The following is a 14,718-nucleotide window of genomic DNA, read 5'->3' on the forward strand; positions in this document are numbered from 1 at the left end:
TCAAGTGCGCGTGCTCAAGGCTGCCCACATCCGTCAATCAGGACGTCAATCGAGGCAGCCACTATCCGCTCTGTCTCTTCGTCCGTGAGTCTTTTTCCCAACATTGCCCACATCCGAGGCACAGACGCCACCATTTCGACAAAAACCTGGGCAACGGCGTTGACGTTTTCAATCGGCTTTAGGTCACCCTCTCGCATCCAGTGTTCAAGGTGCCGCTTAACGATAGCAGACGCGCTTTCATGGACGTCAAGAAAGAGGTCGCCGATCTCAGGCACCTTGAATGCTTCTCCAAAGATCAGTCTGTTGACTCCTGCCGTCTCTGGCGCGGCGGAAAGAGCGGCAAGGCTCGCTCCCAACCTCTTCAGATCTTCCCGCGGGCTTTGTCCGAAACTCAAGTCATCCTGATCTCCGCCCTGAAGTGCGGCATCGAACATCCGTCGCACCACGGCCCTTAACACATCCTCTTTTGAAGAGTATCGACTGTACAGCGTCTTTGTCGATGCACGGGCGCGCTTTGCGATCGCCTCCATGGTCGTGCCGGAGAATCCTCGACGGACGAACAGCCAGGACGCAGCGTCCAGTAAGCGGTTCGGAATCTGCTCGGTCTGGGTAATGGTTGGCCTGCCGTGTGGGCGGCGGCTCCGACTTTTCGTCATACCGGGACTATAGCACCGGAGACAATCAAGGGAACGGTACCATTTCCGTAACGGAACGATAGCATTCCGTTAAGGAAACGAAAATGAACATCAACCCTCCAACCTCCACGGCTCCATGGCGTTACCCTCACATCGATGCTGCCCGCGTCCAAGGTGACTGTTCAAATCGGTTCGAGCCGGTCTGGAACCTACTGCGGGATCTTCTGGACTCCGGCGATGACATTGGCGCCTCAATTGCGGTGTTCATCGACGGCGAAGCGGTCGTCGACATTTGGGGCGGATACTTCGACTCTGGATACGTCCGCCCCTGGGAGAGGGACACGATCATTACTACCCACTCCGTAACGAAGACAATGTCAGCCGTTGCCGCGCTTGTCCTGGCCGACATGGGTGAACTCGATCTCGATGCACCGGTCGCCAAGTACTGGCCAGAATTCGGCGTCAACGGCAAGAAGGACATTCTCGTCCGCAACGTCTTGGGGCACACCTCCGGTGTTGCCGGCTGGGACGCCGACATGACTTGGGAAGACGTCTATGACCTTGATCGCTCAACCAGCCTATTGGCGGGTCAAACACCATGGTGGGAGCCGGGCACGGCCTCCGGTTACCACGGAATGAACTTCGGACACTTGATCCATGGATTTGTCAATCGTATCACGGGTATGTCGCTCGGACAGTTCTTCGACAAATACGTCGCGACGCCGCTTGGTGCGGACTATCACATCGGTACCGGCCCCGAGTGCGACCATAGGATCGCTTCGTTCATTCCTGCGACTTACCGTCGGCTCCCAATAGGAAACCCGATTGCCGAGCGGGTCGGACTAAACCCTCTCTTGACACCAATGACGTCCACGGCGACGGCATGGCGCCGCGCGGAAATCGGGGCCGCGAACGGTCACGGCAATGCGCGGTCTATTGCTACGGTCATGTCGGCGCTCGCAAGCGGCGGTGCCAATGGGAAGTCCCTGTTGTCCGAGAAAGGACGGCACCGTGCACTGGAAGTCCAAGCGGACGGTATCGACCTGCTTCTTGGCTTGCCATGCCGCTGGGGGATGGGATTTGGGCTCGAAGGGTGCGTCTTCCCGAACCCGTTGGGCCATCGGATCGCTGCCTGGGGCGGGATGGGCGGATCCTTGTCGTTTGCCGACTTCGACGAACGGATGTCGATCGGATACGCTATGAACCGCTATCTTGACGGCCCTAACGAGACTGTCCGGTTCAACCGGATCGTCAACACGGTGTATCAATGTTTGACCAACCGAGTGCTGGAACCTACATTGGTTCGCTAAAGTGACCGGAAAATTGGGTGAAGGTGGTCACAGTTCGGCTCTTTCACCCAAACTTTTCTGAATCGGGACGCAACATGCCCATGATTATCAACTTTGGGAAGCAACCGTGGTGACCAGACTGAATAAGAATCTCCGTATTGGAATTGGCCTCGTCGCTCTCTATACCGCGCTCACAGGTATCGCCATGCTGACCGACAGCAACTATGGTGAGGGGGGACATTATGTGTTGCCGGGTGTGATTCTCGTCCTTCTGATCGTCGAGGCCTTGCTTTGGAAGCAACCGCCCTTAGTTGCGATCAAGGAGTCTGGATTCATAGCCCCAACGCAGAAAGGCATGCTCATTGGAACAATTGTCAGTGCCTTGTTACTTGTCGGCCTCGCTGGCATAGTCATGTTAATGCCGGGCGAAAAACACATGCGTCAAAATTGGCCACTTGCTCTGATCGGCCTGCTAGCCCAGGGTGGGCTGGCAGAAGAACTTGTGTTCCGTGGTTTTCTGTTCCGCCGACTCCGTGAAGGACGCGACTTTTGGCGCGCAGCCCTTGTTTCGATGTTTCCCTTTGTCCTTGTCCACCTCTACCTGTTCGCGACCATGAGCTTTGCTGTCGCCGCAGTGGCCCTCGTGGTCGCGTTATTGACATCGTTCCCGTTCGCCAAGTTGTTCGAGATCGGAAACGGTTCGATTTGGCCGTGCGTCGCCCTGCATTTTACGACCCACCTGATCAAGTTGGTCGTCTTTGCCGACTCTTCCTCCCAAATCGCACTTCTGGCTTGGATGGTGATGGTGCTGTCCGTGCCTTGGATGGTGTTTGCATTTGGCAGACCCAAACGACAGTATCGTTAAGTGAGCCTCACTCTGGGCCGTGAAAAGTCTGGTGGAGGTTCATGGATGAGGTCCGAACGACTTTGAACCTGAGAACACGCGCGACCAAGTAGGCGTTGAACTTGGAAACCTGTTCGAACAAGTGAATTGGTGGAGGTAAGGGGATTCGAACCCCTGGCCTCTTCCATGCCATGGAAGCGCTCTCCCAGCTGAGCTATACCCCCACACTGACGTGCGTCTGATTTCCCGGCCGGAAGAGCTCCGGCAAGGAGCGTCAGTATAGCATGTCGGGCGGTCTCACGTCAGTCTTGACGGTGCTCTGGGGCCTTGGACGGACTCCTGGCCCTACGTTTCGGCGCTGCGGCCTCATGGCCCTCACGTCGACTGGGACTGGAGCCTTTCGATCTCGCCTTGGGCGCAGACGTGCCTGTAGGGGCACGCTCCTTCCGACGCGGCGAGGCCGACGCTGTGGTACTTCTGATGTCCGTCGGCGAAGACGGTGACGACGGTCGCGTGACGTTCTTTGAGCCGCTGGGCGGCCAGGAAGTTCGCCCCACTGGACACGCCGACGCACAACGAGTGCTCCGAAGCGAGACGCTTGGCCTCTTCCGTCGCTTCTTCCGTGGAGACCACCTCCACAGAGTCGATCATCGCGTTCAGGCCGCCTGAGCCGTCGGCCGCGATGTCCGGGACGAAACCGTCCCCGATCCCGAAGATGCCATGGGGGCCGTTCTCTCCGCCCGTCATCACGGCGGCTTCGAGGGGCTCGACGGCGACGACCGTGACCTCACCCCACGCCGCGAGCAGGGCTTGCCCCACTCCGATCAACGTGCCTCCTGTCCCGACTCCGGCCACGAACGCCGCGGGTCGAGCGAAGTCGGTCGGCATCTGCCTGACGATCTCGCGCCCGGTCGTCTCCCGGTGACATTCGGTGTTCAGGGGATTGGCGAACTGGTCGGAACTATAAGCGCCTGTTTCTGCGGCGATCCGGTCCCGGATAGCGGCAGCCTCCGCGAACGAACCTTCCTTGGAACACAAGACCAGATCGGCGCCGAAGCCTCGGATCAGGTCTTTCCGCTCGTCCGTCATGTGTTCGGGCATGACGATCGTGACGGGATGTCCGAGCAACCGTCCGTAGAAGGCGAGGGCGATGCCCGTGTTGCCGCTCGTCGCCTCGACAATGGGTTGGCCCGGTTCGAGGCGGCCTGACTCGTGCGCCTTCGTCAAGATATAAGCGGCGATCCGGTCTTTGACGCTCCCACAAGGGTTGACGCATTCCAGTTTGACGAAGACGCCCTCGAGCTCGACGAGCGGCGTGTTCCCGACACGGTCCAGGACGGCAAGGGCTTCGGTGTCCGACAAGGTCGACCTCTTACCGTCTTATGTACCTCTCAGATTTCGGAACTTTGGGACAGCGTTGAACCTGGACTCCGGATCCGGCAACGGCGTGTCGTAGGAATTGACGACACTGGGACGAACTCATATTTTTTTACCGTGATTGAAGGGAGCGGTCGTCTTGTAGCCTTCCCCTACGGCCCTTCGCAGATTCCGGGGGGCCGTTGGTACACCATGGAACCCCAACGTCCCTTCCGAAACAGAAGGGGAAGGTCCAGACTGGCGACAGTGGCCCTCCTGGCCGTGTCCGTCGCCGTATTGTTCTTGGGCGGAACCGGAGGCGGCCGAGAGGCCAAGGCCGAGGCTGCCCCTGTTCTCGGAGACCAGATCGTCGTCGCGTACAACGATCTCGGCATGCACTGCATGAACGAAGACTTCTCCGAACTGTGCATCCTTCCCCCTTTCAACACTCTCAGGGCCACGGTCATCGACCGGACAGACGATCCCAACATCGTCACCTCCGGCGTGACCTTGGAGTACTCGATCCCTGGAAACACCGTCAGCCACACGAAGACCAACTTCTGGGACTACACCCAGTCGCTCTTCGGCGTCACGTTGCCACCTGACATCGGCCTCACCGGAAACGGTCTGACCGGCGTCATGACGGCTTCGCCGGCGGATCACGACTGGGTCGTGACCGGCATCCCCGTGACGCCCTTGACGGACGCCCTCGTGGACGACCCGTTCCAACTGGCACAGGTCATCGTCCGGAAGAACGGCATCATCAAGGACATTACTCAGAACGTGATCCCCGTCTCCTGGGAGATCCACTGCGACAGTTGTCACGTGGCTAAGAACGGTAAGAGCCCGGCGACCGACATCTTAGAGCGGCACGACCGCAAGCACGGCACGGACCTGATCCATCAGAAGCCCGTGCTCTGCGCCCGCTGCCATGCCGACCCGGCCTTAGGGACGAGCGGCGAGCCGGGCGTCCCGAGCATGTCGGCGGCGATGCACTCGTCCCACGCCAAGCGTCCGTACGCGGCGAAACCCGCCGCGTTAGGCAACGATCCTCTGAACACCTGCTACAGTTGCCATCCCGGGACAAAGACGCAATGCATGCGCGACGTCCACCTGTCGAAGGGGATGGACTGCGTCAGTTGCCACGGGAACATGAAAGCTGTCGGTAACCCGAACAGGCGGCCGTGGGTCGACGAGCCCCGGTGTGGCTCGTGCCACAACGTCCCAGGCCACCAGTACGAGCAGGCCGGAAAGCTCTTCCGGGACTCGTTCGGCCACAAGGGCGTGAAGTGCGTGGTGTGCCACAACAGCCCCCATGCGATCGTGCCCACCGTCACCGAACGGGACAACGTCCAGATGCAACGTCTCCAGGGACACCCGGGGACGCTGGACACGTGCTCCGTCTGTCACCGGGAGATACCGGACGAGCCGTTCTTCCACAAGGTGAACGACTAGAGACTCCTTGTACCGGTACCGCGGGTCCTTGACAGCGGTAAGCGGATTGGAGAGGAGCTACGGCCTGCCCTTCCGGGCGGGCCGTACTTTTGAGCGAGGGTCAGAACGCACAGATGGACTGGTCGAGGCGGCGACGGACCCTTTCTCGCGCCCTGAGCAGGCGCGACTTGGCGGCTGCCAGACCGATGCCGAGCCTCTCGGCGGCCTCGGGGACCGTCGCGCCCTCGATCTCGCAGGCCGTGTAGACCTTGCGGTAGGGCTCCGGAAGTTCGTCTACGGCCTCCTTGACGCACCCTGAAAGGATGTGCATGTCAAAGCCGTCGGACTCGTCCCGCACGATCTTGTTCTCGATCGCAAAGTCGAACGCTTGTTCGATGGCAGGATGGTGGCGCATCCGAGAGCAGACCCGTTTTCCGATCGTGCCGAGCCAAGCGCGGAAGGCGTCGTCCGACTCGAGGCGGTCGGCCGATTTGAACGCTAGGAGAAGGGCCGACGCCAAGGCGTCCTCGGCATCTTCGCGGTGCGAACAGACCCTGACCATTTGTCGGTAGACGGCGTCCTTGTGCTTCCGCACGAGCCGTTCGAAGGACTCTGTCTTCAAGGACTTCATCTTGCCCGGTCCCTAAGGCCGCGTTTGGGCTCCCAGCCCCGCTCCGGCCGTCAGAACCGGACGCAAAAGTCCTGATCTGTCCGGCCACACGGCCTAATCCGGAATCCGGCCGGCCCGAGTCCCCGTAAACCCGCGAGTGTCCGGTCCCAGACGGTCCGGAACAGGGAGTGACCGTGAGCCTATCCATCGATTCCTCCGCCCAGGTCGGACAAGACGACCGAGCCGTCCGCCTTCGAGCCGCCGTCGGATGCACCGTCCTGACGCCAGGCGACCCTGACTTCGAGACGGTCAAGGCACCTTGGAACCTGTCGGTCGAACAGACGCCTGACTTTGTCGTCCTGGCCCGATCGGAAGACGACGTGCGGGCCGTGGTCGCGTTCTGCAGGGACGAGCGCCTGCCGATCGGCGTCCAGACGACGGGACACGGGCAGCCGCGCGGCGTGAGCCATGGCGTCTTGCTCGACCTGAAGGCCTTGAACGCCGTCGAAATCGACCAGAAGGGTGCGACGGCGACGGTCGGTGGCGGAGCCCTATGGTCCGATGTGATCGGCAAGGCCGTCCCGCTCGGCCTCGTACCGGTCTCCGGTTCGTCACCAGGCGTCGGGGTCGTGGGTTACACCCTCGGCGGAGGCTACGGGCTTTTGTCGCGACGATACGGCCTCGCGTCCGATTCGGTCGCCTCTTTCCGTATCGTGACTTCGGACGGCGACGTCCGTTCAGCATCTCCGGAATCGGAACCGGACCTCTTCTGGTCGGTCCTGGGTGGAGGAGGCGGCTTCGGCGTGATCACGGAGATGACGTTCCGTCTGTACCCCCACCCACCGTTGTTCGCAGGCTCGGTCATGTTCGACGCCGCTCTGGCCCCGTCGGTCTACGCGGCTTACCTGGAATGGACGGGTCAGGTGCCGGAAGAGGTGGGGTCGGCGATCCTGATGATCCGGTTTCCGCCGGTGCCGTTCGTCCCCGAGCCGCTGCAGGGCAGGGCTATGGTCGTGGTCGCAGGATCGGCCTTGGCCGACGCGGGACAAGCAGAAGCCCTGTGGGCTCCGATCCGGTCCTTGCCAGGGGCCGAGTTCGACTCGTTCCGGCCGATGTCCTACGACCAGAGCCACGAGATCTTCCGCGAACCCGTCGACCCGCTGCCCGCGGTCTCGAGCGGAGTCCTTCTTGCCGATTTGGACGACGACGCCCTCACGACGCTCTTGAGCGCGACAGGCCCGATGTCGGAGTCTCCGAACATGGTCGTCCAGATCCGCCACCTCGGAGGCGCTATGGGAAGGACGGGGCCGTCACTGAACGCGACCGGCGACCGAAGGCGCGCCAAGTTCCTGCTGCACTTCCTGGGCGTCCCGATGGGGCCCGTCGTCCCGGACGCGATGGAAGAGCAGTCCGAACGGGTGTTCGCCGCCTTGTCGACCTACGTGGTCTGCAGGGGCCCGTTGAACTGGATCGGAGAAGGTCGGGTCAGGCGGGAGCGGATCGAGGGCGTCTTCCACACGGACGAAGCCGAACGTCTTTCGCAGACCAAGGCGTCGGTCGACCCTTCCAACCTGTTCCGCTACGCCGGTTTCGGGATCGAGGACTGACCCGTCGGGGCCGCTTGCCGGACTTCCGGCCCGGCAGGCGGTTGCAATGCGGAACCGTTGCGCCTCACAATCGTTCCGGACTGAGGACATGTCGAGACGCTTTGCCATTTTTGCCCTTTTCACCACGGTCGGAGCAGCGGTCGTGGCCGCATCTCAGGTCGCCCTTCCGAGCCAGCTTTCGAACCACGTCAAGGCCCTTCAAGACGCGAAAGGCGTGTCGGGCACGTTGACGTTCCAGCAGCTTCCTGGGGCGCCGGTGCCGGTGAAGTTCTCGTTCGCGAAGCCGAACTACTACAGGATCGAAACGGACGAGACCACGGTCGTCTGCGACGGGAAGGACGTCTACCGCTATCGCAAGTCCGACAATTCGTACACCGTGAGTCCCGCGGGCGAAGCATCGGGCAAGTCCGACGCGGCCATGCCGGAGACGTGGGCTTGGACGGCGTTCTTCGACGCGAAGGCGTTACAGACCGCGGAATCCGCCAAGGTCGGGACGAAACGCAGTCTCAAGGGGAAGCCGGTCACTGGCGTCGACGTCGCCTGGAGCAAGCCCGAACCAGGCACGGCGACCGTCTACGTCGAAGACAAGACGGGAGTCGCCTTGGGCTTCAATTTGAAAAAGGGCGACAAGGAATGGCTCGTCATCGGAAGCGAGGTGACGTTGAACGGTCAGGACGTGGACCCGGCCCAGTTCGCCTTCGCGGTCCCGGCCGGCGCCAAGAAGGTCGAGGCGACGGTCGAAGCAGCGGCCGGATTCGCCTCGGTCCAGAAGGCCTTGTCGCGAAACTGCATGCCGTGTCATGGATCGCAAAGCCGGGCGGGCGGCGTCGACCTGAGCTCGCGCGGAGCGATCTCGGCCAACCTCGTCACACCAGGCTCGCCTGAGGAAAGCCGCCTGTACAAGGTCGTCAGCGGACCTCGACCCTCGATGCCGAAGAACCGCGCCCCGCTGTCGCAGGCCGACCAGAAGGCGATCTACGACTGGATCAAAGACGGCGCTAAGGACTGAAGCCGAGTCTCGAGCGAAGGGCGCAGGAACTCGCGACGGCTGAGGCCCTGTATACTCGGCGACGCCCATGGCGAAGTCGAAGGAGCCCAGCCCTCAACCGTCCCGACGCCTGACCGAATCGGACCTGAAACGCCTTCCATGGCGCAGCATCGGGCCTGCGTCGATGGGCGGACGTGTCAGCGACCTGTGCTTTGAGCCAGGAAACCCCAAGACGTACCTTGTGGGATACGCCTCGGGAGGCGTTTGGAAGACCACGAACCGGGGCACGACGTTTTCACCCGTCTTCGACAAAGAAGAGACGAGTTCGATCGGCAGCCTCGTCTGGTGCAAGCGTACGGGAGCGGACGGGGCGGTGGAGGACATCGTCTGGGTCGGGACAGGAGAGGGGAACGGCCGGAATTCGAGCAGTTGGGGGCACGGCGTCTACCGTTCGGTCGACGGTGGAAAGACATGGGGCCATCTAAGTCTGGAAGACTCCCACGACATCCCGCGATTGGCCGTCGACCCTCGTGACCCGGACGTTTGTTACGCCGCGTGTCTGGGCCACCTTTGGGGGCCTAACGCGACGCGCGGGCTCTATAAGACGACGGACGGCGGAAAGACGTGGAAGGCGGTCCTGCAAGAGGACGATCGGACCGGTTGTTGCGACGTCCTGTTGGACCCGTCGTCGCCGGACACGGTCTACGCCGCCCTTTACCGGCGGCTCCGGACCCCCTGGAGCTTTCAGAGCGGCGGCGAAGGCGGCGGCCTTTTCAAGAGCACGGACGGAGGGGCGACGTGGAAGAAACTGGGTGGCGGACTGCCGACGAAAACGGGCCGGATCGGATTGGACGTTTACGCCAAGGACCCGTCGAAACTGATCGCCGTCGTCGAGAGCACGGAGGACGGGGGCAATTCGATTCGGGACGACCGGATGAGGGGCGGCGGCGTGTTCCGGAGCGACGACCGCGGGGAGACGTGGGTCAGGCAGAGCGTGCGCTCGCCAAGGGCTTTCTACTTCAGTAAGATCAAGTTCGACCCGACAGACGACCAGAGGGTCTATATGCTGGGCTGGACCCTCGAAACGTCCGACGACGGCGGCGCGACGTTCCATCAAGGTGGCGGCAACATCCTCCACGCCGACCACCATGCGATCATCGTCGATCCGAACGATCCTGACCATTTGGTGGTGGGAACGGACGGAGGCGTCTACCAGAGCTTCGACAAGGGCAAGACGTTCGATTTTCTCGACACGATGGCGACCGGGCAGTTCTACAACATCGCCCTTGACCTCTCCGACCCCTATCGCATCCTTGGCGGCCTTCAGGACAACGGAACGTGGCTCGGGCCGAGTGCGACACAGTGCGATTCCGAAAAGATGGAAGAGGCCCAGATCCCCGAGACCGGGATCGTCAACTCCGACTGGAAAGTCGTCTTCTGGGGCGACGGCTTTCATGCCGCGTTCGATCCCGAGGACCCCGACGTCGTCTACGCGGAGTGGCAGGGCGGGAACATCACTCGGATCGACACCGCCACCGGTGACAAGAGGTATCTGGCGCCTGAAGCGAGGGAAGGCGAAGCCCGTCACAGGTTCAACTGGAACTCTCCGTTCCTGGTCTCGGCCCACCATGAGGACACGATCTATCACGCAGGAAACCACGTGTACCGGATCCGGCCCTCGACCGGGGCTTGGGAGCGGATCAGCCCCGACCTGACGACGGCCGACATCGCCAAGGCCGAAACCGTGGGATCGAACGCCGAGACCCACTGTACGGTCGTCTCCTTGGACGAGTCCCCGCTCGCCCCCGGCCTCTTGTGGGCCGGCTCGGACGACGGACTCATCCATGTCACGAAAGACGACGGCAAATCCTGGAAGAACGTCACGCCGAAGGTCGTTTCCGGCCGCTACGTGTCGCGGATCGTCGCGAGCAACCATGACAAGGGGCGCGCCTATGCCGGCATCGACGGCCACAGGACCGACGACTACGACCCGTGCGTCCTCATGACGGAAGACTACGGTAAGACTTGGAACGACTTCACCGCAGACTTGCCGAAAGGCCGCTCCGTCAAGGTCGTCCGGGAAGACCTGAACAACCCTGACGTCCTATACTGTGGGACGGAGAAGGGCTTCTACGTCAGTGTCGACCGAGGGCGGTCTTGGGTCAAAGCCCACGGTAAGTCGCTTCCTACCGTACCCGTCGACGACATCCGGCAGCACCCTCGGGAACAGGACATCGTCCTCGGCACGCACGGACGCTCGATCTGGGTCTTGGACGACGCGTCACCGTTCGGTCAACTCACCGATCAGGTGTTGGCCTCGCCGCTGCACGTTTTCGACGTCCGGCCGTGTCGGCCACAGCGGCACCTCCAGATCAGCGGGCTCTGGTCTCATAAAGTGTTCCGGGCACCGAACCCACCAAAGGGTGTAAGGATCTGGTATTGGTTGGCCGAATACACGGGCGACGACGTCAAGATCAAGATCGAGGACGCGAAGGGCCTCTTGATCAAAGAACTGACCGGGAGTAACGCGCCGGGCCTGAACCGTGTCACGTGGGACCTTGTCCCGCCGGAGCACTTACGCCTCTCGGACCAAGGTGAGGAGCCCTGGATCCAGAAGTTCTTCGTCCGGCCTGGCGAGTACAGTGTCACCGTCACGATGGGTGACCACAAAGTGACCAAACCGATGGTCGTCCGGTCGATCGACCCGGATTAAACGTCCAGCGGGCGCCTTTCCTTTGGGGAAAGGCGCCCGCCGTGTCTTGTCAGCGGAGGGTTACCGCTTACTTTTTGACCTTAGGGAACGGAGGGACGGGACGGTCGCGCTTGACCTTCTTCATCTCGGCCGTCAACCACTCGATCGCTTTGTCCAGGACGGCGTCCTTGCCCGCAGCGATCTGATCGGGTCTCGCGTCGACTTCGATGTCAGGATCGACGCCCTTGTTCTCGGCGATCCACTCGCCCTTCTCCTTGTCGTAGATGCCGAAGGCCGGAGCGGTGACGCCGCCGCCGTCCACGAGGTTCTTGGCACCTTGGATGCCGACGAGCCCGCCCCAAGTGCGGGTCCCGATGAGCGGGCCGATCTTGTTCCGCTTGAACAGCCAGGGGAACATGTCTCCGCCCGAGCCGGCGAACTCGTTGATCAACATCGCTTTCGGGCCGACAAGGGCCTGCCCAGGAAGGTCTTGGTCGACGCCGTAACGGGGTTTGAAGACCGTTTGCGGCGACCGGGTCAAGAATTCGATGAAGAACGTCGGGATCCAGCCTCCGCCGTTATAGCGCTCGTCGATGACGAACGCCTCGGCCGATGAGTTGGAATAGTAGCCCTTTACGAACTCGATGATGCCTTGGACGTTCGTGTTCGGCACATGGATGTAACCGATTTTTCCGCCCGAGACCTTCTTGACGTATTCACGGTTGCCCTCGACCCAGCTGATGTAGCGAAGGTCGGTTTCGTCCGCGATCGGGCGCACCGTCACTTTGCGCGAACCGGCCGTTCCGGCCTTGTCGTTGACCGTAAGCACCACGTCCTTCTCGACCTTGTCGATAAGGAGCCGGTGCAGGTTGGTCTTCGATGTGACGGGCTTGCCGTTGATCGCGATCAGGTAGTCGCCGTCGTTCACGTTGACGCCCGGGGCGCCGAGCGGCCCGCGACGCTCTGGCTCGAAGTTCAGGCCCTTGTAGACCTTTTTGAACCGGACGGCTTCGCCCGCGGTCTCAAAGTCTGCCCCGAGCATGCCCGTGGGGATCCCCGGAGCCGAGAAGCCGGACTCCCCGCCCTGGACGTAGGCGTGGCCCGTACCGAGTTCGCCGATCATCAACCCGATCAGATAGGTCAGGTCGCTGCGGTTCGAACAGTAGGGTAGCAGCGCGGCGTACTTGTCGCCGATCGCTTTCCAGTCCAGGCCGAGCATGTCGACGTCATAGAAGTTGTCGCGCTCGTGCCGCCACGCTTCCCAGTAGATCTGCGCCCATTCCTGGCGAGGGCTCCATTCGGTCGCGATGTCGCCGAGCGGGATCCGTCCGGCATTGGGTTCAAGACCAGGGCGGACGTCGCCGATACCGACGACGCCGGCCGCAAAGTACAAGACCTTGGTCCGCTTCCCATTGAACGACCCGCCGCCGAACCCGGCGAGGATCGGTTGCGACTGCTTGCTGTCGAAGTCGAACTTCAAGAGCGTCCCGTTCGCGATCGTCATCACGCCGTTCTCCGCACCGATCAGAGCGGGGTAGTTGCCTGGGCCCCAAGGAAGCGGGACGACGCGCTGATCGAGACCTTCGAGGTCGACTCTCATGCCTTCCGGCTTTGACTCCGGTTTGGCTTCGGTCTTACCTTCTTCCTTGACCGGCTCTTCGTCGCCCGCCGTCATGAGCGGGCTCGTCTGGTCCTTGCTCAAGATCGCGGCATAGACCCGTTGGACGTTCTGCTGGTACAGACCGATTTCGAAGGGGCTCGGGTTCGCACCGAACGTCCGGCTCGAGACGAAGTAGAGGTACTTGCCGTTCAAGTCGAACGCGACGGCCGAATCGTCATAGTAGCCTTCGGTCACCTTGGTCGAAGCCTTCGATTTGACGTTGTAGAGGTAGACCGCGGAGAACAGGTTCGGCTGAGCCTGCGAGTAAGCGATCCAGTTACCGTCGAACGAGACGTCGAAGGTATTGCCGAAGCCCGGGTTCGCATACACCCTGTCGGACGTCTTCGTGGCCGGGTCGTACACGAACAGCGTCGAATCCACGGTCGTGTACCAGAACTTCTTGCCGTCCGGGAAGTACCCGAATCGCTGGATCTTCTGGTCTTTCGGCGTGGCAACCTCCGTCCAATCGCCGCCCATCTGTGGAACGGTGTAGATCCTACGCTCGCCCGTCTTGTCGCTCAAGAACGCCACCGTTTGGCCGTCCGGGCTCCAATCCGGGTCTTCCTCGCGCGATGCGCCGGCTTCCGTCAGGTTTCGGGTCTGACCGTTCTTGGCGGGAACGCTGTAGATCTCGCCGCGGGCGACCAGGGCGGCGCGCTTCCCGCTCGGACTGATGCTTCCGTTGTCGACCGAATCGCCGAACTTGCGGTAGCGGCTCCGTGCCAGGAGAGCGTCGGTCGCGACCTTCACCTTGACCGGCTCGACCGCCGAAGTCGCGACGTCGAAGGAGTAGAGCGTCCCGTTCCGCTCGAAGACGATGTGCGAGCCGTCGTTGCTCGCGTTCTTCATGTCGCCGTCGTCGAAGTCCGTGACCTGCTTGGAAGATTTCGACTTCGTGTCGTACGACCAGAGGTTCACGTTGCCCTGAGTCTTATCGGACAAATAGAAGACCTTGTCGCCGACCCACATCGGCCAGTAATTGTTCTCGCGCGCTCCAGGGACCTCCCAATACTTGCGTTGTGCGAAGTCGTAGAAGCACACCTTGCCTTGTGTCCCGCCCCTGTACCGTCGCCAGTTGAAGGCGTACGAATTGTTCCGGTTGTAAGCGATCTGCTTTCCGTCTGCCGAGAACGAACCGTTCGTGAACTCTCCCAAGTCCGTCCGTTGAGGCATCCCGCCGTTCGGGCTGATCAGCCACAGTCGGCCCGTAAACGGTGAGCCGTAACTCGACGCATACGCGACCTTGCCGTCGGGCGTCCAGCCGACGACGTTGCACGGCTCGGATTCATACGTCAATCGGAGCGGCTCGCCGCCTTCCGCCGAAACGACGTAGACCTGAGGGACAAGACTGTCGTAGTTACCGGAAAAGGCGATCCACTTTCCGTCGGGTGAGAAGCGCGGCCAGGACTCCGAGCCTGGACTCGTCGTGACCCGTCGCGCAGTGCCGCCTTTCAGGTCCGAAGTCCAGATGTCGCCGCCGTAAACAAAGGCGACCGTGTCCCCGCTGACGGCCGGCATGCGAAGGAGTTTCATCTCCGTCGTTGCCGACTGCGCCAGCGTGACGACGGCCAATGTCGTCGCGATCATAAAGGGTTCCTTACCT

The 14,718-nt window shown here is 61.8% G+C and carries 10 protein-coding genes and 1 tRNA gene; 6 read left to right on the top strand and 5 right to left on the bottom strand.

Annotated features, from left to right (window positions below):
* Positions 1-14 precede the first annotated feature (14 nt).
* Positions 15-656 (bottom strand): TetR/AcrR family transcriptional regulator, encoded by a 642-nt coding sequence (locus JST30_14260; protein ID MBS1715490.1) that lies wholly within the window; start codon positions 654-656, stop codon positions 15-17.
* 83 nt (positions 657-739) lie between these two features.
* Here JST30_14260 and JST30_14265 point away from each other — a divergent pair, with 83 nt between their 5' ends.
* Together JST30_14265 and JST30_14270 are read left to right on the top strand one after the other, a co-directional pair.
* Complete coding sequence (locus JST30_14265) at positions 740-1,945, top strand: beta-lactamase family protein (GenBank protein ID MBS1715491.1); 1,206 nt, start codon at positions 740-742, stop codon at positions 1,943-1,945.
* Positions 1,946-2,051: 106 nt separating this feature from the next.
* Positions 2,052-2,789, top strand: coding sequence for a CPBP family intramembrane metalloprotease (locus tag JST30_14270; GenBank protein ID MBS1715492.1), 738 nt, complete (start codon positions 2,052-2,054; stop codon positions 2,787-2,789).
* A 127-nt stretch (positions 2,790-2,916) separates the two neighbouring features.
* Here JST30_14270 and JST30_14275 read toward each other — a convergent pair.
* Positions 2,917-2,992, bottom strand: a tRNA-Ala gene (locus tag JST30_14275).
* A gap of 151 nt (positions 2,993-3,143) precedes the next feature.
* Complete coding sequence (locus JST30_14280) at positions 3,144-4,130, bottom strand: cysteine synthase family protein (protein MBS1715493.1); 987 nt, start codon at positions 4,128-4,130, stop codon at positions 3,144-3,146.
* A gap of 261 nt (positions 4,131-4,391) precedes the next feature.
* On the opposite strand from JST30_14280, the gene JST30_14285 reads away from it, so the two are divergent.
* Positions 4,392-5,579, top strand: a complete 1,188-nt coding sequence (locus JST30_14285; protein MBS1715494.1) for a cytochrome c3 family protein — start codon at positions 4,392-4,394, stop codon at positions 5,577-5,579.
* A 100-nt stretch (positions 5,580-5,679) separates the two neighbouring features.
* On the opposite strand, the gene JST30_14290 is transcribed toward JST30_14285, so the two are convergent.
* Positions 5,680-6,189, bottom strand: a complete 510-nt coding sequence (locus JST30_14290) for a sigma-70 family RNA polymerase sigma factor (protein ID MBS1715495.1) — start codon at positions 6,187-6,189, stop codon at positions 5,680-5,682.
* A gap of 173 nt (positions 6,190-6,362) precedes the next feature.
* Here JST30_14290 and JST30_14295 point away from each other — a divergent pair, with 173 nt between their 5' ends.
* From JST30_14295 to JST30_14305, 3 genes are all read left to right on the top strand, one after another.
* Positions 6,363-7,775 (top strand): FAD-binding oxidoreductase, encoded by a 1,413-nt coding sequence (locus JST30_14295; GenBank protein ID MBS1715496.1) that lies wholly within the window; start codon positions 6,363-6,365, stop codon positions 7,773-7,775.
* 88 nt (positions 7,776-7,863) lie between these two features.
* A complete protein-coding gene (locus JST30_14300) occupies positions 7,864-8,784 on the top strand; it encodes a hypothetical protein (protein ID MBS1715497.1) in 921 nt (306 codons plus the stop codon).
* Between the two features lie 67 nt (positions 8,785-8,851).
* Positions 8,852-11,476, top strand: a complete 2,625-nt coding sequence (locus JST30_14305) for a glycosyl hydrolase (protein MBS1715498.1) — start codon at positions 8,852-8,854, stop codon at positions 11,474-11,476.
* Positions 11,477-11,543: 67 nt separating this feature from the next.
* Here JST30_14305 and JST30_14310 read toward each other — a convergent pair whose 3' ends face one another.
* On the bottom strand, positions 11,544-14,702 hold the full coding sequence (locus tag JST30_14310) for a PD40 domain-containing protein (protein ID MBS1715499.1): 3,159 nt from the start codon (positions 14,700-14,702) through the stop codon (positions 11,544-11,546).
* Positions 14,703-14,718: the final 16 nt, after the last annotated feature.

The organism is Armatimonadota bacterium (assembly GCA_018268395.1).
Lineage (GTDB): Bacteria > Armatimonadota > Fimbriimonadia > Fimbriimonadales > Fimbriimonadaceae > JAEURO01.